29 protein-coding genes are annotated in these 22,822 nt (G+C 42.2%); 26 read left to right on the forward strand and 3 right to left on the reverse strand.

Translation table 11 applies throughout. The annotated features are described in order from the left end of the window. The first annotated feature begins 10 nt into the window (after window positions 1–10). Window positions 11–1,357, forward strand: coding sequence for an aminomethyl-transferring glycine dehydrogenase subunit GcvPA (gene gcvPA, locus ES896_RS08515; RefSeq protein ID WP_048001391.1), 1,347 nt, complete (start codon window positions 11–13; stop codon window positions 1,355–1,357). Continuing rightward, entirely contained in the window at window positions 1,350–2,810 is a 1,461-nt protein-coding gene (gene gcvPB / locus ES896_RS08520; RefSeq protein WP_039964018.1) for an aminomethyl-transferring glycine dehydrogenase subunit GcvPB, read from the forward strand. The genes gcvPA and gcvPB overlap by 8 nt, the downstream gene beginning before the upstream one ends. A 39-nt stretch (window positions 2,811–2,849) precedes the next feature. Here gcvPB and ES896_RS08525 read toward each other — a convergent pair whose 3' ends face one another. Beyond that, window positions 2,850–3,230, reverse strand: a complete 381-nt coding sequence (locus ES896_RS08525; protein WP_024718853.1) for a rhodanese-like domain-containing protein — start codon at window positions 3,228–3,230, stop codon at window positions 2,850–2,852. A gap of 219 nt (window positions 3,231–3,449) precedes the next feature. Here ES896_RS08525 and ES896_RS08530 point away from each other — a divergent pair, with 219 nt between their 5' ends. The 3 genes from ES896_RS08530 to ES896_RS08540 all read left to right on the forward strand — a co-directional run bounded on the left by ES896_RS08530 (window position 3,450) and on the right by ES896_RS08540 (window position 5,988). Next, a complete protein-coding gene (locus ES896_RS08530) occupies window positions 3,450–4,286 on the forward strand; it encodes a lipoate--protein ligase family protein (protein ID WP_039964017.1) in 837 nt (278 codons plus the stop codon). Between the two features lie 85 nt (window positions 4,287–4,371). After that, the gene (mntR, locus tag ES896_RS08535) at window positions 4,372–4,806 is read left to right on the forward strand and encodes a transcriptional regulator MntR (protein WP_003215946.1); all 435 of its coding nucleotides are present in this window, start codon (window positions 4,372–4,374) and stop codon (window positions 4,804–4,806) included. A gap of 306 nt (window positions 4,807–5,112) precedes the next feature. Beyond that, on the forward strand, window positions 5,113–5,988 hold the full coding sequence (locus tag ES896_RS08540; protein WP_008342205.1) for a patatin-like phospholipase family protein: 876 nt from the start codon (window positions 5,113–5,115) through the stop codon (window positions 5,986–5,988). On the opposite strand, the gene ES896_RS08545 is transcribed toward ES896_RS08540, so the two are convergent. Together ES896_RS08545 and ES896_RS08550 are read right to left on the reverse strand one after the other, a co-directional pair. After that, window positions 5,985–6,380, reverse strand: a complete 396-nt coding sequence (locus tag ES896_RS08545) for an SA1362 family protein (RefSeq protein ID WP_007501201.1) — start codon at window positions 6,378–6,380, stop codon at window positions 5,985–5,987. The genes ES896_RS08540 and ES896_RS08545 overlap by 4 nt on opposite strands. Window positions 6,381–6,418: 38 nt before the next feature. After that, entirely contained in the window at window positions 6,419–7,375 is a 957-nt protein-coding gene (locus ES896_RS08550) for a DUF1385 domain-containing protein (RefSeq protein WP_017357970.1), read from the reverse strand. Between the two features lie 221 nt (window positions 7,376–7,596). On the opposite strand from ES896_RS08550, the gene ES896_RS08555 reads away from it, so the two are divergent. From ES896_RS08555 to ES896_RS08655, 21 genes are all read left to right on the forward strand, one after another. Then, on the forward strand, window positions 7,597–8,124 hold the full coding sequence (locus tag ES896_RS08555; RefSeq protein ID WP_135226708.1) for a YqhR family membrane protein: 528 nt from the start codon (window positions 7,597–7,599) through the stop codon (window positions 8,122–8,124). Window positions 8,125–8,233: 109 nt separating this feature from the next. Continuing rightward, on the forward strand, window positions 8,234–8,677 hold the full coding sequence (gene aroQ, locus ES896_RS08560) for a type II 3-dehydroquinate dehydratase (protein ID WP_007501195.1): 444 nt from the start codon (window positions 8,234–8,236) through the stop codon (window positions 8,675–8,677). Beyond that, window positions 8,674–9,735, forward strand: a complete 1,062-nt coding sequence (locus tag ES896_RS08565) for a M24 family metallopeptidase (RefSeq protein WP_007501193.1) — start codon at window positions 8,674–8,676, stop codon at window positions 9,733–9,735. The genes aroQ and ES896_RS08565 overlap by 4 nt, the downstream gene beginning before the upstream one ends. Window positions 9,736–9,760: 25 nt before the next feature. Beyond that, entirely contained in the window at window positions 9,761–10,318 is a 558-nt protein-coding gene (gene efp, locus ES896_RS08570; protein WP_007501192.1) for an elongation factor P, read from the forward strand. 366 nt (window positions 10,319–10,684) lie between these two features. After that, entirely contained in the window at window positions 10,685–10,966 is a 282-nt protein-coding gene (locus ES896_RS08575) for a YqhV family protein (RefSeq protein ID WP_017367580.1), read from the forward strand. A 66-nt stretch (window positions 10,967–11,032) separates the two neighbouring features. Then, on the forward strand, window positions 11,033–11,956 hold the full coding sequence (spoIIIAA, locus tag ES896_RS08580; protein ID WP_041506965.1) for a stage III sporulation protein AA: 924 nt from the start codon (window positions 11,033–11,035) through the stop codon (window positions 11,954–11,956). Next, window positions 11,950–12,465 (forward strand): stage III sporulation protein SpoIIIAB, encoded by a 516-nt coding sequence (gene spoIIIAB, locus ES896_RS08585; RefSeq protein WP_007501189.1) that lies wholly within the window; start codon window positions 11,950–11,952, stop codon window positions 12,463–12,465. Before spoIIIAA ends, spoIIIAB begins: the two co-directional genes overlap by 7 nt. A 19-nt stretch (window positions 12,466–12,484) precedes the next feature. Beyond that, on the forward strand, window positions 12,485–12,691 hold the full coding sequence (gene spoIIIAC / locus ES896_RS08590; RefSeq protein WP_003153142.1) for a stage III sporulation protein AC: 207 nt from the start codon (window positions 12,485–12,487) through the stop codon (window positions 12,689–12,691). After that, window positions 12,688–13,101, forward strand: a complete 414-nt coding sequence (spoIIIAD, locus tag ES896_RS08595) for a stage III sporulation protein AD (protein WP_087978339.1) — start codon at window positions 12,688–12,690, stop codon at window positions 13,099–13,101. Before spoIIIAC ends, spoIIIAD begins: the two co-directional genes overlap by 4 nt. 19 nt (window positions 13,102–13,120) lie before the next feature. Further along, window positions 13,121–14,314: a stage III sporulation protein AE gene (gene spoIIIAE, locus ES896_RS08600; RefSeq protein ID WP_135226709.1), complete on the forward strand. Its 1,194-nt coding sequence runs from the start codon at window positions 13,121–13,123 to the stop codon at window positions 14,312–14,314. 14 nt (window positions 14,315–14,328) lie between these two features. After that, on the forward strand, window positions 14,329–14,961 hold the full coding sequence (spoIIIAF, locus tag ES896_RS08605) for a stage III sporulation protein AF (protein WP_007501185.1): 633 nt from the start codon (window positions 14,329–14,331) through the stop codon (window positions 14,959–14,961). Between the two features lie 28 nt (window positions 14,962–14,989). Further along, entirely contained in the window at window positions 14,990–15,625 is a 636-nt protein-coding gene (gene spoIIIAG / locus ES896_RS08610) for a stage III sporulation protein AG (protein WP_370539206.1), read from the forward strand. Beyond that, complete coding sequence (locus tag ES896_RS08615) at window positions 15,625–16,257, forward strand: SpoIIIAH-like family protein (protein WP_024718861.1); 633 nt, start codon at window positions 15,625–15,627, stop codon at window positions 16,255–16,257. The genes spoIIIAG and ES896_RS08615 overlap by 1 nt, the downstream gene beginning before the upstream one ends. 194 nt (window positions 16,258–16,451) lie before the next feature. After that, complete coding sequence (gene accB / locus ES896_RS08620) at window positions 16,452–16,934, forward strand: acetyl-CoA carboxylase biotin carboxyl carrier protein (protein ID WP_019743732.1); 483 nt, start codon at window positions 16,452–16,454, stop codon at window positions 16,932–16,934. A gap of 11 nt (window positions 16,935–16,945) precedes the next feature. Further along, on the forward strand, window positions 16,946–18,295 hold the full coding sequence (gene accC, locus ES896_RS08625) for an acetyl-CoA carboxylase biotin carboxylase subunit (RefSeq protein WP_007501177.1): 1,350 nt from the start codon (window positions 16,946–16,948) through the stop codon (window positions 18,293–18,295). Between the two features lie 25 nt (window positions 18,296–18,320). After that, entirely contained in the window at window positions 18,321–18,728 is a 408-nt protein-coding gene (locus tag ES896_RS08630; protein WP_017357965.1) for an Asp23/Gls24 family envelope stress response protein, read from the forward strand. Window positions 18,729–18,937: 209 nt separating this feature from the next. Continuing rightward, window positions 18,938–19,330, forward strand: coding sequence for a transcription antitermination factor NusB (gene nusB / locus ES896_RS08635; protein ID WP_008342218.1), 393 nt, complete (start codon window positions 18,938–18,940; stop codon window positions 19,328–19,330). A 14-nt stretch (window positions 19,331–19,344) separates the two neighbouring features. Then, window positions 19,345–20,196 (forward strand): bifunctional methylenetetrahydrofolate dehydrogenase/methenyltetrahydrofolate cyclohydrolase FolD, encoded by an 852-nt coding sequence (gene folD, locus ES896_RS08640; protein WP_007501171.1) that lies wholly within the window; start codon window positions 19,345–19,347, stop codon window positions 20,194–20,196. A 70-nt stretch (window positions 20,197–20,266) separates the two neighbouring features. Then, a complete protein-coding gene (gene xseA / locus ES896_RS08645; protein WP_135226710.1) occupies window positions 20,267–21,625 on the forward strand; it encodes an exodeoxyribonuclease VII large subunit in 1,359 nt (452 codons plus the stop codon). After that, window positions 21,609–21,869 (forward strand): exodeoxyribonuclease VII small subunit, encoded by a 261-nt coding sequence (locus tag ES896_RS08650; protein WP_003215880.1) that lies wholly within the window; start codon window positions 21,609–21,611, stop codon window positions 21,867–21,869. Before xseA ends, ES896_RS08650 begins: the two co-directional genes overlap by 17 nt. Next, window positions 21,853–22,749 carry a polyprenyl synthetase family protein gene (locus ES896_RS08655; protein ID WP_481747309.1) on the forward strand — a complete coding sequence of 299 codons (897 nt, stop codon included), beginning with the start codon at window positions 21,853–21,855 and terminating at the stop codon, window positions 22,747–22,749. The genes ES896_RS08650 and ES896_RS08655 overlap by 17 nt, the downstream gene beginning before the upstream one ends. Window positions 22,750–22,822 lie beyond the last annotated feature (73 nt).

Here is a 22,822-nt window from a genome sequence, read left to right on the forward strand (position 1 = left end):
GGAATAGAGGATGAAGCACAGGTATTTGCCGCAAACAGAGCAAGATCAAAAAGAAATGCTGGATGTCATCGGTGTTCAGTCGATTGATGAGCTTTTCTCAGATATCCCAGAGAAAGTCAGATTCAAAGGTGCATACAACATCAAAGAAGCCGCATCTGAAACAGAGCTAGTGCGGGAATTGTCTCGTCTTGCTGCAAAAAATAAAGATACAGTGGCCTATGCCTCGTTTTTAGGTGCTGGTGTGTATGATCATTACCAGCCTGTGATTGTCGACCATGTGATTTCACGTTCTGAATTTTATACAGCGTACACACCTTATCAGCCTGAAATTTCTCAAGGTGAATTGCAAGCAATCTTTGAATTTCAAACAATGATTGCTGAGTTGACAGGTATGGATCTTGCCAATTCCTCGATGTATGATGGCGGAACGTCATTAGCTGAAGCAGCGATGCTGGCTGCAGGTCATACAAAGAAGAAAAAGATTGTGGTATCTGAGACGGTTCATCCTGAATCAAGAGCGGTGCTGAAAACATATGCGAAAGGTCAGCATATTGAAGTCGTCGAGGTACCTGCGCGAAAAGGTCAGACCGATCTAGCTGCATTAGAAGAAGCCGTCTGCGACGAAACAGCAGCGGTCCTTGTACAATACCCAAACTTCTTCGGTGTTGTTGAACCGTTAAAAGACATTGAACCGATTGCACATAAAGGGAAAAGTTTATTCATCGTCTCAAGCAACCCGCTTGCACTTGGTTTACTGACACCACCAGGAAAGCTTGGGGCAGATATTGTCGTTGGTGATGCGCAGCCATTTGGCATTCCAGCTGCATTTGGCGGACCTCATTGTGGATATTTCGCTGTGACGAAAAAATTAATGCGGAAAGTGCCGGGGCGTTTAGTCGGGCAAACAGAAGACGAGAACGGTGTGCGAGGATTTGTGCTGACCCTTCAAGCGCGAGAGCAGCATATCCGAAGAGACAAAGCGACTTCAAATATTTGTTCAAACCAAGCATTAAATGCGTTAGCCGCTTCTGTTGCAATGACGGCGCTTGGGAAAACAGGTATCAAAGACATTGCCTATCAAAACGTACAAAAGGCCCATTATGCCAAGACGCAGGCAGAAAAACATGGGTTACAGGCTGAAATAGAGGGCGCTCATTTTAATGAATTTGTGTTGAAACTGAATGAACCTGTGAAAGAAGCGAATGAGCGATTGCTTGAAAAAGGAATCATCGGTGGATATGACTTGGGACGGGATTATTCAGAGCTTCAGCAGCATATGCTCGTCGCTGTGACAGAACTAAGAACAAAAGAAGAAATTGATACGTTCATCAAGGAATTGGGGGATCGTCATGAATAAACAAGATCAGCCGCTTATTTTTGAATTATCCAAAGAAGGAAGAATTGGTTACAGCCTGCCTGATTTAGACGTACCTGAGGAGAAGCTCCCAGATTTATTTGATGAAGCGTATATCCGCCATGAAGATGCGGAGCTGCCAGAGGTTTCTGAACTGGATATTATGCGTCACTACACAGCATTATCTAGGCGTAATCACGGGGTCGATTCTGGCTTTTATCCTCTAGGCTCTTGTACGATGAAATATAATCCAAAGATTAACGAAAAGGTGGCACGTCTTGCAGGCTTCTCGCATGTGCATCCACTTCAAGAGGCAGACACTGTGCAAGGTGCATTAGAGTTACTTTATGATTTAGGTGACCATTTAGAAGAAATTACAGGAATGGACGCTGTGACATTACAGCCTGCGGCAGGAGCACATGGCGAATGGACGGGGCTCATGATGATTCGTGCATACCATGAAGCAAGAGGAGATCATAAACGAACAAAAGTCATCGTGCCTGATTCTGCTCATGGAACAAATCCCGCATCTGCAACAGTAGCTGGATTTGAAACGATTACGGTGGCATCTAATGAACATGGGCTTGTCGATTTAGATGACCTGCGCCGTGTTGTCAATGAAGAAACGGCGGCGCTCATGCTCACAAATCCAAATACACTCGGCCTTTTTGAAGAAAATATTTTAGAAATGGCTGAAATCGTCCACGGAGCAGGCGGGAAGCTTTATTATGATGGAGCGAACTTAAATGCCGTATTAAGCAGAGCAAGACCGGGGGATATGGGATTTGATGTGGTTCACTTAAATCTTCATAAAACCTTTACAGGTCCACACGGAGGAGGAGGCCCTGGTTCAGGTCCAGTTGGCGTGAAAAAGGATTTGATTCCATATTTGCCAAAGCCAGTGCTTGTGAAGAAAGAAGGTCGTTATTTCTTTGATTACGATCGTCCAGAATCCATTGGCCGTGTGAAACCGTTCTATGGGAACTTTGGTATCAATGTCAGAGCGTATGCGTATATCCGCTCTATGGGACCAGACGGCTTAAAGGCTGTAACTGATCATGCGGTGTTGAATGCAAACTATATGATGCGCCGCTTATGTGCTCATTATGATTTGCCATTTGACCGTCACTGTAAGCATGAATTTGTCCTTTCAGGTAAACGCCAAAAGAAACTAGGTGTGCGGACACTTGATATTGCCAAACGATTACTTGATTTTGGCTATCATCCGCCAACAATTTACTTCCCGCTAAATGTAGAGGAATGTATCATGATTGAACCAACTGAAACAGAATCAAAAGAAACCCTCGATGCATTTATTGAAGCGATGATTCAAATCGCAAAAGAAGCGGAAGAGAACCCAGAAATCGTACAGGAAGCACCACATACAACCGTTGTGAAACGAATGGATGAAACAAAGGCTGCACGGAATCCAGTGCTAGTTTTTGAAAGAAAATAAAAAGACTCATGGGGGCAATAGCTCCCAGAGTCTTTTTTGTTAGTTCTTTGTTTTAATGCGGCCGCCCCATTTTTTAAAGCCGCCCTTTAAATTATAAATCTCACGACAGCCATTTTTACGTAACGTTTGAGCAGCCTTTCCGCTTCTCAAATTATTTTGGCAATAGAGATAAACAGGCTTGTCAGGGCGTATTTCATTTTTGCGCTGCTTTAATTGTGAAAGGGGAATGTTTCTTGCGCCTAAAATATGTCCACCTTCAAACTCATTTGGTTCTCTCACATCAATGAGTTGGGCTTTGCGGTAACCTTTGATAAATTCTGCTTCCGTCAGCGTTTTCATAATGCGCTGCTGATAAATGTAACTGCCGATGGAATAAAGAACGAAAAGTCCACAAAGTGAGAGGACGATATAGTTGAATATTGGCAATACGACTCGACTCCTTCTTGAGCATCAGCACAGTCACCTGTCTGATGGTACGTTTTAGACAAATACTATTATAGTAAAGCAAAAGAAACTTGTCATCATAAATGGTAAGAATTATTTTCAATTCCTTCTCTATTTGATAGACTGATGAAGAGAGAAAATCGGTGGTCACCACCGTCATCTAACATTGACTACGTAAAAGAGAAGGGATTTAATATGCAAAAAGAGAAATGGTGTTTCATTGATACAGGAAACCAAGACCCTGCCTTTAACATGGCAATGGACGAAGCCTTGCTTTATTGGCATAGCGAGAAGCTGATCCCGCCTGTGATCCGTTTTTATGGTTGGAATCCAGCGACATTATCTGTTGGATATTTTCAACATGTTGAAAAAGAAATCAACATGGAAGCGGTTGAGCACTATGGTCTTGGATTTGTTCGCAGGCCTACAGGAGGCCGCGGCGTTCTTCATGATCAGGAATTGACCTACAGTGTCATCGTGTCAGAAGAGCACCCAGAGATGCCGGCGACGGTGACAGAGGCATACCGCGTCATTTCAGAAGGGATTTTAGAGGGCTTTAAAGAACTGGGACTCGATGCGTATTTTGCCATTCCTCGTACAGAAAAAGAAAAAGAAAGCTTAAAAAATCCAAGATCGTCTGTATGTTTTGATGCGCCTTCATGGTACGAGCTTGTTGTAGAAGGCAGAAAAGTAGCAGGCAGTGCGCAAACAAGGCAAAAAGGTGTGATCCTCCAGCATGGCTCGATTTTAATTGATCTTGATGAGGATAAATTGTTTGATTTATTTCTGTATCCAAACGACCGGGTGAGAGAGCGGATGCAGCGCAGCTTTAAAAACAAAGCGGTGGCGATCAATGAAATTTCAGATCGAACATGTACGATAGACGATGCGCGTGTTGCATTTAAACGAGGGTTTGAAAAAGGATTAAATATCGAGCTTGTGCCTTATGAGCTGACAGATGAAGAGTTGGCATTTGTTCATCACCTCGCCAAAACGAAATACGCCACAGATGATTGGAATTACAAGCGTTAAGACGAAGGACTCTTCTTGTTTTTTAATGGGCGATGGTGTAGAATTGTTATGATTATTAAGTAAAGGTGCATTTTGGAGGGGTTTTATGACTACACCTAGTATGGAAGATTATATTGAACAAATTTATATGCTGATAGAAGAAAAAGGATATGCAAGAGTATCTGATATTGCAGAAGCCCTCGCTGTCCATCCCTCCTCTGTAACAAAAATGGTTCAGAAGCTAGATAAAGATGAATACCTCATTTATGAGAAATATCGTGGTCTAATTTTAACCCCGAAAGGCAAAAAAATTGGAAAACGTCTCGTATACAGACATGAACTGCTAGAGCAATTTTTAAGAATCATTGGTGTAGATGAAGAGAAAATTTATGATGATGTAGAAGGTATTGAGCATCATCTCAGCTGGAACAGCATTGACCGCATCGGCGATCTTGTCCAATTCTTTGAAGAAAACGATGAGCGATCCGTTCAGCTGAAAGCGATTCAAAAGAAAAACGAACAAACAAATCAAGAATCTTAAGAAAAAGGACACCTGTCGAAGGGTGTCCTTTTAAATTGTTGACAAAGGGGTAAAATATACTTTATTTTAGCTCTTTGTCTTCTTTTCAGCGTGAAAGAAAACTTTTGCAGTCTAGGAAGGACGAGCATCGGAGCGGAGCGAATTTGACATTCGTGAGCACCGGAGCGCAGGACTGACACCGAATGCGAGGGTTTGTCTACACGCTGAAAGGACACCTGTCGAAGGGTGTCCTTTTTGAATATAGTTCTAATGAAAGGCAAATGCTCCTACACTATTAATAGTGTGACAAGAAAAGGGGGCTCCTTGATGAAGATAGATGGTGTGTTCTCAGGTGGAGGCATTAAGGGTGCAGCACTTGCAGGCGCCTATGAAGCGCTTGAAGCAAGAGGGTTTCAATTTGTCCGTCTCGCTGGAACAAGTGCGGGAGCGATCATTGCTTCACTCATCGCAGCGGGTTTTACGAGTCAGGAGATTCGGGAGCTGTTAGACGAAATGGATGAGCATCAATTGCTTGACCGAAGGTGTCAATTCATCCCGTTTAAAATGCTCAGATGGGTGTCTATTTATTGGCGTCTTGGCCTTTACAAAGGTGACCGTCTAGAAAAATGGCTGACAGACGTGTTAAAACGAAAAGGTGTCACCGTATTCGGGGATCTGAAAAAAGATACGCTCAAAATCGTCGCTTCTGATTTAACAAATGGCAAAATCCTTGTGCTTCCAGATGACCTTCCTTCCTATGGGTTAAATCCAGAACGGTTTTCTGTTGCCAGAGCCATTCGGATGAGCTGCAGTCTGCCGTATTTTTTCGAACCTGTCAAACTGAGGTCTTCAAAAGGAATTTGTACCATAGTGGATGGCGGCGTGCTCAGCAACTTTCCGATTTGGCTTTTTGCTGAAGAGAAAAAAAGACCGTTTGTCGGTGTCACATTAACCCCAAACGAAAAAGAACGCCCTCAACATTCCATCCGCAATGCGTTTGAACTGTTTGGCGCTCTATTTGAAACGATGCGTGGTGCTCATGACGAAAGACATATTGCCACAAAACACGAACGTCATATTATTTTTATTCCTGTAGAACACGTCATTGCCACTGATTTTCAGCTGATGACAGAAAAGAAAAAGGCGCTCGTCGATCTAGGCAGACAGAAGGCCGAGCAATTTTTAAAGAGCTGGACATTTTAAAATAAGGCGCGATTTTTCTTTTTGTTTTTCTTGCCTTCAATGACTGTCAAATGTGTTTGGCTTTTCTTTTTGAGAAGGACGGGCTTAGACTTGTGGTCAGTCGGCACGCTTCGCAAATGAGTGACCCGGTTTTTCATCTGGCTTTTCGTTTTTGGTTTAGGCTGCTGGTAGCGACGTTTTGATTGTTTGACTGCTTTACGATAAAGATTTCCTTCTGTTCCAGTTCTTCGATTCATCAGCCATCTAAATAAGAAAAATAGAACCGCTCCAACGATCACAACTGATAGCAGCATTGTAAAAAGTCTGCTTGGATTCGTTGTGAGTAAATACACAAATCCCAAAACACCTAAAGCGAAAATAATGGTAAAAGCAGGATGTACTCGGCGATTCATAACTGTCCACCTCCGAAAGAATTTACCGGATTTATAAACTAGATCACTTGATGAGCAGAATCTGATGCTTGTTTCGCAGATGCTTCCTCTAAACGAAGAAGTTCATTAAAACTTGCAATGGCTACCTCGACTTGATCATCAGAGGGTTCTTTTGTTGTGAGCAATTGCAGCCAAAGGCCAGGATAGCCAAGCACTTTAAGCACTGGCACGTCACGGAGTTTGTTTGTGAGCTGAAGCACTTCAAATGAAATGCCCAGAACAACCGGAATAAGCGCCAAGCGATTCAGAACTCTCACCCATAAAGGATCTGTCGGTACGAGTAAATAGACGAACATGCCGACAATGACAGTGAATAAAATAAAGCTGCTGCCGCATCGATAATGCAGGCGAGATTGGCTTTGGACATTTTCCACTGTGATGTCAAGATTCTGTTCATAGCAGTTTATGACTTTATGTTCTGCCCCATGATATTGAAATACCCTTTTAATTAAAGGGGTCATGGAAATAAAGTAAATATAGCCTAATAACAGGATCAATTTAAAGAATGTTTCCACTGCAATTTGTGCGAAGTTTCCAGAAAACACCGGACGCACAAGTTCAGCTAAAAAGACAGGCACTAAAGTAAAGACAAATTTACTAAAAAGAAGAGAGAGAACTCCGATCACAGCAATGCCAAAGATCATTGATAATTTCGAGCTTTTTTGTTCTTTTTCAAGAGAATGATCTTCAGAAGGATCTAAGTCATAGCGCTCGCTGGAGAAGTTTAAGTGCTTACTGCCGTTTGCGCTTGCTTCAACAAGTGCAGCAACACCCCTGACAAAAGGGATTTTCTTAAGAAAGGCGGTTCGTTTATTGGAGGTCCGGGGAAGCTTTAAAAACTCAATCGACTCATCCTTACGCCGAATCGCTGTCACATAGTTCATTTTACCTCCGAACATGACACCTTCCACAACTGCCTGCCCTCCATATGCTGGAGGTTTTGTTTGATTGGACATATTTCATCAACCTGCCTGTTTCCTGTAATTTACATGCATTTCCTTATACCTTTATTGTACAGGAAAAGAGGGGAAATCACTAGCTCACAGGTCGATTATCTACTAGAATTCTATCTACCTCTTTTTAGCCAGTATACCCTGTTATAAAAATTTTACACTCTCGCACGGAAATCCTTTTTTTTCATGACATTTTGGACATACTACTTGCTGGAGGTGTTCATATGAAACGTGATGAAAAGAAAAACCAAGAAGAAAAAAATCAATCAGTACAAACGTCTTCAATGGTGGCAAGGGCAGCAGCCACAGGTTTTGTCGGCGGAGTTTTTTGGGGCTTTATCGGATTTCTGACCCATGTGTTTCATTTTTCAGAGGTGAGTCCAAATATGCTGTTGCAGCCATTTGTGCTTGGTGAATGGAAAAAAGGCGGACTTGGTACATTTATGAGTATTGTACTTTTAGGGATTTTATCTATTGGGGCAGCCTTTATTTATTATGGACTGCTCAAACGGATCAAAGGTTTTTGGATGGGACTGATTTATGGAGGGATTTTGTGGCTGCTTGTTTTTTATGTATTTAATCCTATATTCCCCGATGTGAAGCGAGTGCAAGATTTGCAGCAAAGCACCATTGTGACGACATTTTGCCTATATATTTTATATGGCATGTTTGTCGGATACAGTATTTCATTTGAATATAATGAATTAACGAGTCAGAAGCTTGCAAGGGCACTCGGGAAAAAGACAGAATAAAGTGTAAATCCACCATTCATATGATAAAATTATTTTTGGAAACGAAAGGTTTCTAAGGAAAAAGAAACAGACATCGATATAGAGTGAATTAGGGTGAAGGAGTGGTCATATGCCTCATTTTCTAGTGCTGAATGGGCCCAACTTAAATAGGCTCGGCAAGAGAGAGCCAGGAGTTTATGGAAGTAAAACATTAACAGATTTAGAAACGGATTTGTTTCAGTTTGCAGAAAGAGCAAATATTCAATTGACGTTCTTTCAATCGAATCACGAGGGAGATTTGGTCGATGCGCTCCATGAAGCAGAAGATCAGTACGATGGCGTCGTGTTTAACCCGGGTGCTTTTACCCACTATAGCTATGCACTGAGAGATGCCATTGCAAGTATTACGTTACCTGTCATCGAAGTACATATCACAAATGTTCATAAGAGAGAGGAATTCCGCCATCATTCGGTTCTTGCTCCAGTATGCCAAGGTCAAATCGTTGGACTCGGTTTAGAAGGATATAAATTGGCGATTCGTTATTTAGTCAGTGAAGGGGGAGCAGTATCATGAAACTTGAAAAACTAAGAAAACTTTTAGCTGAATTAGACATAGATGGTTTAGTGATTACGAGCAGCTTTAATTTACATTATATGACGAGTTTTACTGGATCAGCCGGTCTTGCCATCGTTTCAAAGGATCGTGCCGCCTTTATTACGGATTTTCGTTACACGGAGCAAGCCAAGGATCAAGTAAAGGGCTATGACATCATTGAACATAAAGGAAACATTGTGGAAACTGCTGTCCAAACGGCAAACGAATTTGGGGTGAAACGTCTTGGTTTTGAACAAAACCATATGACATTTGCCACCTACCAGCAGTACTCGGGGAAAGCAAGCGGTATCGAGCTTGTTCCAGTCTCAGAATCAGTTGAAAAGTTGCGCTTGATTAAGTCTAATGAAGAGATTAAGATATTAGAGGAAGCTGCGAAGATTGCAGATCATGCCTTTGATCATATTCTCACGTACATCAAGCCGGGCCTGACAGAAATTGCGGTCATGAACGAGCTTGAATTTTTCATGAGAAAAGAAGGGGCAGAAGGATCTTCATTCGATATGATTGTTGCCTCTGGCGTTCGTTCAAGCCTGCCACACGGGAGAGCGAGCGAAAAGGTGATTGAATCTGGTGACTTGGTGACACTGGATTTCGGTGCTTATTATAAAGGCTATTGTTCAGACATGACAAGAACCATTGCTGTAGGAACACCAAGCGACAAATTAAAAGAAATTTATCATATCGTATTAGAAGCAGAAAACGCTGGTGTGGATAAAATCAAGCCAGGCTTAACAGGAAAAGAAGCTGATCGCATCACACGAGACATCATTGAAAAGTATGGCTACGGTCAATACTTCGGGCATTCGACTGGACATGGGCTTGGTATGGAAGTACATGAAGCACCTGGCCTTTCCTCACGCTCAGATGTCGTGTTAGAAGAGGGAATGGTTGTGACAGTTGAACCAGGCATTTACTTGCCGGATGTCGGCGGCGTGAGAATTGAGGATGATATTGTCCTGACAGCTGACGGCAATAAACGATTGACCCACTCACCGAAAGAACTTATCATATTATGATGGTGAAATGTAGGAGGATGACAAAATGATTTCAGTAAACGATTTTCGTACAGGCCTGACAATTGAAGTGGACGGCGGTATTTGGCGTGTAGTGGATTTCCAACACGTAAAACCAGGAAAAGGCGCAGCGTTTGTCCGTTCGAAACTGCGTAACCTGCGTACAGGTGCGATTCAAGAGAAAACATTCCGTGCAGGTGAAAAAGTAGCGAAAGCTCAAATTGAAACAAAAACAATGCAATATTTATATGCAAATGGCGATCAGCATGTATTCATGGATACAAGTTCATACGAACAACTTGAACTAAGCGAAGCGCAAATCAAAGATGAGCTGAAATATTTGCTTGAGAATATGTCGGTTCAAATCGTCATGTACGGTGATGAAACACTTGGAGTAGAACTTCCAAACACTGTAGAACTAGAAGTGGTAGAAACAGAGCCTGGTATTAAAGGTGATACGACATCAGGTGGATCAAAACCTGCAAAAACAGAAACTGGTTTAATCGTGAACGTTCCTTTCTTTGTGAACCAAGGTGATAAACTAGTGATCAATACATCTGACGGTTCATACGTTTCAAGAGCGTAATGAACAGAGAGACTGTAAACCTCGTGTTTACAGTCTCAGCGTGTAGGCAAACCCTCGCATTCGCCCGCAGTCCTGCGCGCTGGGGCTCACGAATGTCAAATTCGCTCCAGTGCTCGTTCTTCCTAGACTGCAAAGGTTTTCTATCACGCTGAAAAGAAGACAAAGGGCTAATGAAGTTCATTTTAGCCCTTTGTCAACTATCTGAGACTGTAAACCTTGTGTTTACAGTCTTTTTTATTTGGAAAAATAGGACGCCTCGTTATGACACCCCTTACTCTATTCTCTCATCCATCTCTCTTCCTTTTGAAAAACAAGACTACTTCTAGCTAGTGAAGCATATAGTGTAAAAAAAGCTGGAGGTTCTATATGAAACAATTTCTCCCGGGCATACACCCATCAGTCGCTGCCATGGCAGGGATGAGGTTTTTATCTGCCGCGATTGAACTGACGGCCGCCATCCTCATTTTAGTGACAAATGATGTGCGTAAAGCGGTTGTCATCAATAGTATATTAGCGATCATCGGGCCGCTCATTTTTATTATCACGATGACGATTGGAATCTATCAAATTGCAGGGCAGTTATCCTATGCGAAGCTTGTGTTTATTTTCATTGGTGTCGTATTTATTCTTGTTGGAATTTATAAGTGAAATGGCTTGGCATAATTAACGGCATACATCATACATTTTAGAGAAGAAAAAAAGGAGGGGAATTCGTTGCGGAGTTTGTTGGATATTCTCCCGCACTCAATTGGACAAGAACTCAGCATGTTAAAAGAAGCAGAGTGGGCGCAAATAGAAGAAATCCGCATTCGCACCGATCGCCCGATTGAGCTGATGCAAGGTGGAAAACCACGCTTTCTTTCCTATCATACAACAGGTGAAGATGCGGCTCAGCTATTAGGCAGGCTCAGTAATTACAGCATGTACACACTTGAGGAAGAGTTAAAACAGGGCTATATCACCATATCTGGCGGACATCGGGTTGGGCTTGCTGGAAAGGTCATCGTCGAAAATGGATTCGTCAAAGGCTTAAGAGATATTTCTTCATTTAATATTCGCATCGCAAAAGAGAAGATCGGAATTGCTTTGCCGTTTCTCCCTTATTTATATGAAAAACATTGGTGTAACACACTGATTATAGGTCCGCCGCAAACCGGGAAAACGACATTGCTGCGTGATCTAGCACGTCTTGTCAGTACAGGAACAACAGCCATTTCTCCTAGAAAAACAGGGATTGTAGATGAACGATCTGAAATCGCAGGTTGTATAAGAGGAGTGCCGCAGCATTCTTTTGGGCACCGGATTGATGTACTTGATGCGTGCCCAAAGGCTGAAGGATTAATGATGATGATCAGATCCATGAGCCCGGAAGTCATCATTGTCGATGAAATCGGAAAAAGTGAAGATGTACAGGCACTGTTAGAAGCAATCCATGCTGGAGTCACCATTATCGTCTCAGCTCATGGGTATTCACTTGAAGACTTATCTAAACGGCCATCATTTGAACCGTTATGGCAGCTTCGTGTGTTTGAGCGATATGTGGAATTAAATAGAGAAAAAGGGCCTGGCACGATCGGACGGATATTTGACCAAGAGGGACAAGAGCTGAAGCGGAGGCGGGGAGTGGACGTATGTTAAAGCTTATTGGTGCTATTTTCATTGTTGCGGCTACGACATGGGGAGGATTCGAGTTTGCGAAGCGGTACAGTGATCGGCCAAAGCAAATCCGCCAGCTCCGATTTGCACTCCAATCTCTTGAAGCTGAAATTATGTATGGTCAAACTCCTTTAGCTAGAGCCGCTGACCAAATTGCGTCCCAAGTAGGACCGCCTGTGAATCGGCTATTTGAACAATTTGCAGAAAAACTCAACGTCGGAACTTTTTCTGCGAGGCATGCATGGAATGAAAGTCTAGAGGATGTATGGAAAAAAACCGTATTAAAAAAAGGCGAATATGAGGCGCTGAAGCACTTTGGAGAAACCCTTGGTCAGCATGATGTGACGGCTCAACAAAAATATATCAAGCTAGCTTTAGGCCATTTGGAATCAGAGGAGAAAGAAGCTGAAGTCGCCCAAGCAAAAAATGAAAAAATGGTGAGAAGTCTTGGTTTTCTAAGTGGGTTACTACTGATTCTGTTATTGATGTGAGAGGAAGGGAGTCGAGAGCATGGGCGTTGATGTAAACGTCATATTCCAAATTGCGGGAGTGGGTATCGTCGTGGCTTTTCTCCATACGATTTTAGATCAAATGGGGAAAAAAGAGTACGCACAGTGGGTGACACTGCTTGGATTTATCTACATTTTATTTATGGTTGCTACCATTGTGGATGATTTGTTTAAGAAGATTAAAGCCGTATTTCTATTTCAAGGATAGGGGAGGGCTTACAAATCGAAATCATTCAAATTGTTGGACTTGGTTTAATCGCTACTTTTCTAGCATTAATCGTCAAAGAACAAAAGCCAACCTTCGCCTTTATGCTTGTTGTGTTTACTGGGTGTGTCATTTTCCTTTATTTAATCGATCAAATCTATGCCATTATCTCCATGATTGAAAAAATTGCAGCTAGTGCAGGCGTCAATATGAAATACGTTGAAACCATTTTGAAAATCATTGGCATTGCCTATATTGCAGAATTTGGTGCCCAGCTCACAAAGGATGCGGGACAAGGCGCCATCGCTTCAAAAATAGAGCTTGGCGGCAAGATTCTTATTTTGGTCATGGCGGTACCGATTTTAACGGTCATCATTGAGACGATCCTAGGTATGATCCCGTCCATGACTTGATGGAAAAGAGGTGATGATGATGAAACGGGTGACAGCTGTGCTGGGGTTTATGATGTTCTTTTGGCTGATCGTTCCGTATGCAGGTGCAGAAGAAAGTGTGCCTTTATCAAGTGAAGAACCGGTCGCAGAAGAAGTTGCGGGTGGACAGGCTGATGCCTTAGAGCTTCATTCTATCAGTGACTTTTGGGAAACGATATTGGACGAGTATGGCGGATTTCTGCCTGAAAGCCAAAAAGGTACAGTGAAGGAAATGATCGATGGCGATAAAGAGCTATCTCCCCAAACGTGGCTGAAGGCTTTTGTTCATTATCTGTTTCATGAGCTGATTGCCAATGGAAAGCTCTTAGGCACACTTATATTACTCACCATCTTTTGTTCGCTTTTGCAGCTTTTGCAAAATGCATTTGAGCAAAGCACTGTTAGTAAAGTTGCATACGCTCTTGTTTATATGGTGCTTATCATTATTGCATTAAACAGTTTTCATGTTGCGATCTCTTATGCAACAGAAGCCATTCAAACGATGACTAGTTTTATTCTTGCTCTTATTCCTCTTTTATTAGCACTTATTGCCTCATCAGGCGGGCTTGTCTCAGCCGGATTCTTTCATCCTGTGATTTTGTTTTTAATGAACACGAGCGGTGTTTTTATTCAATATGTCGTTCTTCCGCTCATCTTTTTATCAGCGATCTTGAGCATCGTCAGTACATTGACCGAACAATACAAAGTGACCCAGCTGGCCCAGCTGTTAAGAAATGTGGCGATAGGCGGGTTAGCCGTTTTTTTAACTGTCTTTCTTGGCGTCATTTCTGTGCAAGGTGCATCTGCTGCGGTTACGGATGGTATCGCACTTCGTACAGCCAAATTTATTACCGGAAATTTCATCCCCGTCCTTGGCAGAATGTTTACAGATGCGACGGATACCGTCATCAGTGCCTCTGTATTACTTAAAAATACGGTCGGACTTGTTGGCGTCGCTATTCTTATTTCAATTGCCGCTTTCCCTGCGATTAAAGTGCTCTCGCTAGCCCTTATATATAAGCTTGCTGCAGCCATTCTTCAGCCATTAGGAGGCGGACCGATTATCAGCTGCCTTGATGTCATTTCAAAAAGTGTGCTTTATATCTTTGCTGCACTTGCTGTCGTGTCGCTCATGTTCTTTTTAAGCATTACCGTCATTATCACAGCTGGCAACCTCACCATGATGATGAAGTAAGGAGGGGACACCATTTGAGTTTTCTCACAGAATGGATCACAAGTATTATTCTATTTATTTTATTTGCGATTGTGATTGATCTTTTGCTTCCCAATTCAAGCATGCAGAAGTATGCAAAAATGGTCGTCAGCTTACTGTTAATTGTGGTGATGCTCAATCCGATCTTTGCGTTATTCCGGGCAGATCCTGACCAAATTTTCTCAGAAATCATGAAAGGGAAGGACCAAGCGCAATCAGAAGAAATAAAAAATCAGATGAATTTAGAAAAAAAAGAAATACAAGCTTCACAGCGTGCATATATTTTAAAGCAAATGGCTGTCCAACTAGAAAAAAGCGCAAAGGAGCCACTGGAGAAGGAGAGCTATGAAATGAAACACGTAGAAGTGTTGGCAGATGAGGAGCACCTTGATCAGAATATGGAGGCAGATCAATTTCGCATCAAAGCAGTCCTTGTCCCGCTCACAGGTGATGCTGTAGAAACGGTGGCAAAGGTCGACATTGATCTCTCCAGGCAAAAGGAGGAAAGCGCCGGGGCGTCAGCAAAAGAGATGGCGAGGGTGAAAGAGACGCTTGCAGATGTATGGAATACACGGCCTGAACACATTGCGCTGAACATTGAGGGAGGTGACGCAGCAGATCATGAATAACAAAGACTGGAGACAAAAACTGAAATCAATGTTCCAAGCACCTGAAAAAGGTGAAGGGAAACCAAAATTAACGAAGCACCATTACTTACTGCTTGTCTTCATTATCGGCGTGTCATTCATGTTAGTCAGTCAGATTCTGTCACCGCCATCAAGCAAACAAGAGGCTGCTGTTCCTGCGTCTAAAAAAACATCCTCAGAAGAGCAGGCGGTGTTCAAACCATCCTCTTCAGGTAAGTCAAACAACTCAATAGAGGATGTTGAACAAGAATACGAAAATCAGCTGAAAGAGATTTTAGAAACGATCATTGGTGTTGAGGATGTTTCCATTGTGGTAAATGTAGACGCAACTTCTTTAAAAGTGTTTGAAAAAAACAAATCCAATAAAAGCACTACGACCGAGGAAACAGACAAAGAAGGCGGCGTGCGAAGTGTCACGGATCAAACAAAAGAAGAAGAGATTGTCATTATTAAAAATGGAAATGAAGAAACACCTGTTGTTGTCCAAACGAAAAAGCCAGATATTCGAGGTGTCCTCGTTGTTGCTCAAGGAGTAGACAACGTTCAAATAAAGAAAACCATCATTGAAGCGGTTACACGAGTGCTTGATGTACCGAGCCATAGAGTGGCTGTTGCCCCTAAAAAAATCAAGGAGGATTCGGAATGATGTTAAAAAAACAAACGGTTTGGCTATTAACGATGCTAAGTTTAGTTGTCGTATTAAGTGTGTACTATATCATGTCTCCACAAGGTGAGAATGCTGTGACAGTAGAAGATACAAAATCAAAAGGAATGGAAGAGAAAAAGGCTGAGCCAGAAAAAGGGACTGACAAAGGAACCGAAAAGAACGCAGAAGAGAAATCAACTGACAAAGAAACCAATGCGAAACAAGAAGATGTTGAAACAAGTGGAGAAGAAGGAAAGGCTGTTTCAGAGCAGACCGATGATGAACTTTTCACAACCTACAGACTTGAACTGGAAGATAAGCGCAGCAAGCAGCGTGAAGAGTATAATGAAATCGTGTCTAGTGATGATGCAACAGCGCAAGAGAAAAGTGAAGCTTATGATCAAATGACAGCGCTTAGTGAGGCAGAAGGAACAGAGCGTCAGCTGGAGACATTAATCAAAACAAAAGGATATAAAGATGCGCTCGTCAGTGCAGAAGGAGATAAAGTGAACATCACGGTTCGTTCTGATAAAAAATCAAAGTCCCAAGCAGCAGATATTATTGATTTGGTCACAAAAGAAATGAGAGGGCTTGATAACGTAGCCGTCACTTTTGAGCCATCGAATCAATAAAAAATGCACAAGCGCCCTTTTCTGAAAAGGGCGTTTTTTCATGCGGGTTGACGCCCTTTTTCAGATGCTTGCGCGAGGTGTCTCATCACATTAATAGTTGAATTCAACGAAATCCTCCTGTAAGATGGTTATAGTATGTACTTTTAGTACTAGCCTATAAAAAAAGATAAATCCATACATAGGGGTGCAAATCCATGTTAAAAATTGAAGAGATTCATGAACTAATTAAATTAATTGACGAATCAACAATTGATGAATTTACGTACGAAAATGAAGGTGCAAAAATCAAGTTAAAGAAAAATAAAGAAGTCGTTCAGCAAGTTGCGGCACAAGCACCAGTGGCTCCTGTCCAAGCAGCTCCAGCTCAACAAGCTCCTAAAGCACAAGCTCCAGCTCAGACCGAAGCCCCTGCACAAGAGGCAACTGCGTCTGAAAACCTGCATAAAATCACATCCCCAATGGTTGGCACATTTTACGCTTCTTCTTCACCAGAAGCAGATCCATATGTGACAACAGGTTCTAAAGTGAAGGAAAACTCAGTTGTATGTATCGTTGAAGCGATGAAACTGTTTAATGAAATCGAAGCAGAAGTAAAAGGCGAAATCGTCGAAGTATTAGCTGAAAACGGTCAGCTTGTAGAATTCGGACAACCCCTCTTTCTAGTGAAAGCAGAGTAAGGAGTACGATCATGATTAAAAAGCTATTAATTGCAAACAGAGGAGAAATCGCAGTTAGAATCATCCGTGCTTGTAAAGAGCTTGGAATTGAAACAGTTGCGGTATTTTCTGAAGCGGATCGTGATGCGCTGCATGTTCAAATGGCTGATGAAGCATATTGCATCGGACCGACTGCTTCAAAAGATAGTTATTTAAATGTGACAAATATTGTCAGCGTGGCAAAACTAACAGGTACAGATGCCATCCATCCAGGATATGGTTTCCTTGCTGAAAATGCAGACTTTGCAGAGCTTTGCGAGGAATGTAATGTCATCTTTGTTGGACCAACTGCGTCAGCAATTTCCAAAATGGGAACGAAAGATGTGGCAAGAGAAACAATGAAGCAAGCTGGTGTTCCAATTGTCCCTGGTTCTCAAGGAATTGTAAAAGATCTTGATGATGCTGTTTCAACAGCAGCTGGTATTGGGTATCCTGTCATTATTAAAGCAACTGCAGGCGGCGGTGGTAAAGGTATCCGTGTGGCTCGCACAGAAGAAGAGCTTATTAACGGTGTCACCATCACGCAGCAGGAAGCAGCACAAAACTTCGGGAACCCAGGTGTCTATTTGGAGAAATTCATTGAAGACTTTAGACACGTTGAAATTCAAGTCCTTGCTGATCAGCATGGGAATACCATTCACTTAGGTGAACGTGATTGTTCTATCCAAAGAAGAATGCAAAAGCTTCTGGAAGAAACGCCATCACCTGCACTAAATGCAGATATTCGTGAGCAAATGGGTGAAGCAGCCGTAAAAGCAGCCGAAGCTGTTGAATACACAGGTGCCGGAACGGTTGAATTCATTTACGATTATAATGAAGAGAAGTTTTACTTCATGGAAATGAATACACGTATCCAAGTAGAGCATCCTGTAACGGAAATGGTCACTGGTGTTGATTTGATCAAAGAACAGATCAAAGTAGCTTCAGGTGAAAAGCTTTCCCTTACGCAAGAGGATGTCGTATACGAAGGCTGGGCGATTGAATGTCGTATTAATGCAGAGAACCCTGAGAAAAATTTCATGCCTTCTGCTGGTGAAATTAAAATGTACCTTCCGCCAGGCGGTTTAGGAGTACGTGTTGATTCTGCCGCTTATCCTGGTTATGTGATTCCGCCATATTACGATAGTATGATTGCGAAAGTGATCACATATGGTAAAACGAGAGAAGAAGCAATTGCAAGAATGAAACGTGCGCTGCAAGAATTCGTCATTGAAGGAGTCTACACAACGATTCCATTCCACCTCAGATTACTAGAGCACGAAACATTTGTGAGCGGTAATTTTAATACGAAGTTTTTAGAAACGTATCAAATTATGAAATAATAACAGCTTTCGGAGGTGAATGATCGTGTCAGAAAACAATTTGCTTGAAATGAACCTTGATGAAGATCAATTGGGAAAAGTGCAAATTGCGCCAGAAGTGATTGAAGTCATTGCTGGGATCGCTGCATCAGAGGTCGAAGGAATTGCGGAAATGCGCGGCAACTTCGCTGCTGATGTGGCAGAACGCTTTGGGAAGAAAAATCACCGTAAAGGTGTGAAAGTAGATGTCTCTGATGAAGGCATCACAATTGATGTGTATTGTGTGGTTGAATTTGGCCTATCCATTCCAAAGGTATCCACTGCTGTTCAAGAAAATATCCGTCAAACCCTTTTAAACATGACGGCTTTAACGATTAATGAAATCAACATTCATGTCGTCGGTATTCAATTTGATACAAAAACAGCTGAAGCTGAAGTTGATCAAGAAATGTAAAAAGGGTTGAAGTGAAACCAAGGAGGCATTGCCTCTTTGGTTTTTTAAAGCCCATTTTTGGGAAAATTCCGCATGATGATTACGTCACGCATGGAGTGATTCGTTTTTCGTCACAGCTCGCATGGATCTTGGTGCGACTGCGGTCAAAATATGTTATGATCTCTGTATGGCTTAACGACAAGCGGATAAAGTGGTTAAAGGAGTAAATAATGAAAAGAAGAACTGCAAGAGAAAAGGCGCTACAAACATTATTTCAAATTGATGTCAGCAATATTGATCCGAAAGAGGCCATTACACATGCGCTGGATGAACAAGAATCAGATCCTTTTTTCGAGGAACTGGTTTTCGGTGTGCTCGAACAAAAGGACAAGCTCGATGACATGATTTCACAGCATCTTGTGAATTGGAAACTTGATCGTATTGCGAACGTAGACAGAGCCATTTTAAGGCTGTCTGTGTACGAAATGGTATATCAAGAAGATATCCCGGTGAGTGTTTCAATGAATGAAGCCATTGAACTTGCTAAATTGTTCGGTGACGATAAGGCGCCGAAATTTGTAAATGGTGTACTTTCAAACATTAAAAACGACCTAAAGCAGTAATAGGAGGATTCGACATGACAGCAACAATCATCGATGGGAAAGAAACAGCAAAAGAAAAGCGTGAACAATTAGCAAAAGAAGTAGAAGAGCTAAAACAAAAAGGAGTCACACCTGGTCTTGCCGTTATTCTAATCGGTGATGATCCGGCTTCACTTTCTTACGTACGCGGGAAGAAAAAAGCAGCCGAAGCCATGGGCATGCATTTCCAGCTTGATCATTTAGATGCTTCTTTAACAGAAGAGGAATTGCTAAAGATGATTGATCAGTACAATGCAAATGATCAATTCCACGGAATTCTTGTTCAGCTTCCACTGCCAAAACATATTTCTGAAAAAGCCGTCATTGAACGAATTTCACCAGAGAAAGACGTAGATGGTTTTCATCCGCTAAATATCGGGAAAATGCTACTTGGGGAAGACACATTCCTCCCTTGCACACCAGCAGGTATTGTTGAATTATTGAACAAAACAGGTGTGGATCTCTCTGGCAAAGAAGTGGTCGTTGTAGGACGAAGCAATATCGTCGGCAAACCAGTTGGACAATTGCTACTAAACGAAAATGCAACCGTCACCTACTGTCATTCAAGAACGGCGAACATTTCAGAACATACGTTAAAAGCGGACATTTTAGTTGTTGCCGTCGGTCGAGCAAACTTTATTAAAGCTGACCAAATTAAAGAAGGCGCTATTGTCATTGATGTAGGAGTCAATCGTCTAGAAACAGGGAAACTTGTAGGGGACGTTGACTTTGAAGCAGCAAAAGAAAAAGCTTCATACATCACACCAGTCCCTGGCGGAGTGGGTCCAATGACAATTACGATGCTTGCACACAATACGGTTAAATCAGCAAAACGTACATTATCATAAGCTTGATCCATTCATCCACCTGCGTGCTGCCGGTGGATGAATGTGCGTTTTTGAAGAGGAGGAATACGTCATGAGTGAAAAAGCCTTTGTGACGGTCACAGCCCTTACAAAATACATAAAAAGAAAATTTGATGTTGACCCTCATTTAGAAGATATTTGGATCAAAGGTGAGTTATCAAATGTGAAGATTCATTCAAGAGGGCATGTTTATTTCACCTTAAAGGACGAAAATGCACGTATGCAAGCCGTCATGTTCCAGCGCTCCGCGTCCAGGCTGCCTTTTTCACCAAAGAGCGGGCTGAAAGTGTTCGTACGAGGCGGAATTCAAGTCTACGAACCGAGCGGAAGCTATCAATTATATGCAAAAGAAATGCAGCCTGATGGTGTTGGTGCTCTTCATCTTGCCTATGAAGAGCTGAAGAAGAAACTAGCAAGTGAAGGCTTATTTGATGAGCGCTATAAAAAAACAATTCCTGAATTTCCAGAGGTTGTTGGTGTTATTACATCCCCAACAGGAGCAGCTGTTCGAGATGTCATTACCACGATCAATCGGCGCTATCAGCAGGCCAAGATCATTGTGCTTCCGGCATTAGTCCAAGGAGAAAATGCTCCGCGTTCGATTGTGGAACGGATTAAAGAAGCCAATGAAAAACAGCTTTGTGATGTCTTGATTGTCGGGAGAGGCGGAGGATCGATTGAAGAACTTTGGGCCTTTAATGAAGAAGCAGTCGCAAGAGCGATCTTCGCATCAGACATTCCAATCATTTCTGCGGTTGGGCACGAAACAGACTTTACCATTAGTGATTTCACTGCAGACATGAGAGCACCCACACCAACAGGAGCAGCAGAACTAGCTGTTCCAAGCACTGCCGACTTAATCGAACGAATCAAATCAATCGACATTCGGTTAACAAGAGCGGTAAAAAATCGAACGTCACAAGCAAAAGACCGTCTTGTGGCACTTCAATCCTCCTATGCTTTCCGTTTTCCAAAACGATTACAAGAGCAAAAAGAGCAGCAATTCGATATGGTATTTGATCGTTTTCAAAAACAGCTGACAAGACAAATGGAACAAAAACGCAGTCAACTTGACCGCCAAACATATAGACTGAAGCCGCTTCATCCAAAAGAGCAGCTGCTTCAGGCGAAAAAACGTCACGCCAATGAAACAGAACAGCTCGTTCGGAGCATGAATGTGCAAATGAAAACAATTCATTCGCAGTTCCAATCGGTTCTTGGTAAACTAAATGCATTAAATCCGCTTCAAGTCATGGAAAGAGGCTATAGTTTAGCCTATAAAGAAGATGAGCTCATTAAAAGTGTGAATCAAGTAGAAACGAAGGATCAACTGACGATTACAATGAAGGATGGACGTCTGATTTGTGAGGTTATTGAGAAGGAGGGCAATCATCATGACAGAATCAAATAAACAAAAAGAAGAACAAATGACATTTGAAGAGGCCATGAAAGGACTTGAAGAGATTGTGGGAAAGCTCGAAGAAGGCGATGTACCGCTTGAACAAGCCATCCACTATTTCCAAGAGGGTATGACACTCTCAAAACTTTGCCATGAAAAATTACAGCATGTTGAAAAGCAAATGGATTTCATTTTAAAAGAGGACGGTGAACTGGCTCCTTTTTCAGTGAAGGAGGCAGATGCTGGTGACAAGTAACTTAAACGAATTTTTAACAACACGAAAACAAGCAATTGAAGATTATTTATTTACATATGTGCAGGAATTGTCTATTCCAGAAGAGCTGAAATCTTCTATGCTTTATTCTCTGAAAGCTGGCGGAAAAAGACTGCGTCCTGTGCTTGTTCTTGCTCTTTTAAATGCGTATGGGAAAAAGGAAGAAGACGGTATACCAGTAGGCTGTGCAGTGGAAATGATTCATACGTATTCGTTGATACATGATGATCTTCCTTGTATGGACGATGATGATCTGCGCAGAGGAAAGCCGACCAACCATAAAGTATACGGCGAGGCAACAGCCGTTCTTGCAGGTGATGCGCTGCTCACTGAAAGCTTCCGTCTGATCACATCGCAATTATCTGAAGATGTACCTGCTGATCAAAAGCTTCGAATCATCGATGAACTTGTTACATCAGCAGGTGCACTCGGAATGGTTGGCGGGCAATTTGATGATATGGAAGCAGAACAGAAACAAATTCCTCTTTCTGAACTAGAATCGATTCATGCGCGCAAAACAGGAAAGCTACTCACCTTTAGTGTGGTTGCTGGTGCGATACTGGCAGGTGCACCTGATGATGAGATCGAAAAGCTGAGAGAATTCAGCTATCATATTGGTATTGCTTTTCAAATCCGTGATGATATTTTAGATCTTGAAGGCAGCGAAGAGAAAATAGGAAAGCGGATCGGCTCCGATACAGCAAATGAAAAGTCGACATATCCTTCTTTATTAACGCTTTCAGGAGCAAAAGAAAAGCTGGATGAACATATCACTCGTGCGAAAGAAATTGTCTCAAATCTTGAGTTAGAGCAAAACTTGCTGCATGATTTATGCGATCTGATTGCCTCACGAGATCACTAAAAACAGCCTAGATTTGAGGGTCCTCGAGCAATTGTGGTAAACTGTAAACAGTTTATCATGATGAGACAACTCT

This window comes from Bacillus sp. 005/A4HT-01/001, assembly GCF_004634445.1.
GTDB classification, from domain to species: Bacteria; Bacillota; Bacilli; order Bacillales; family Bacillaceae; genus Bacillus; species Bacillus altitudinis.